The organism is Photorhabdus viridis, assembly GCF_040256935.1.
GTDB lineage: Bacteria > Pseudomonadota > Gammaproteobacteria > Enterobacterales > Enterobacteriaceae > Photorhabdus > Photorhabdus viridis.
The window spans coordinates 1-223 of sequence record NZ_JBEJZY010000565.1 but is presented as its reverse complement, the minus strand read 5'-3'; the positions used below and the strand labels follow the sequence as shown (position 1 = coordinate 223).

Sequence of the window (223 nt, the reverse complement as noted above, 5' to 3'; positions counted from 1 at the left end):
CCTGTACTGAATGTGACTGCGAAGGGGGGACGGAGAAGGCTAGGCCATCCGGGCGACGGTCGTCCCGGTTTAAGCGTGTAGGTGGGCAGGACAGGCAAATCCGTTCTGCTGTAACACTGAGGCGTGATGACGAGCCGCTACGGCGGTGAAGTGGTTGATGCCCGGCTTCCAGGAAAAGCCTCTAAGCATCAGGTGACATTGAATCGTACCCCAAACCGACACA

Annotated in this window: 1 rRNA gene; it reads left to right on the top strand. The window is 57.8% G+C overall.

The annotated features are described in order from the left end of the window. Nucleotides 1-223: ribosomal RNA gene (locus ABR397_RS24565) — 23S ribosomal RNA — on the top strand; the annotation flags it as partial.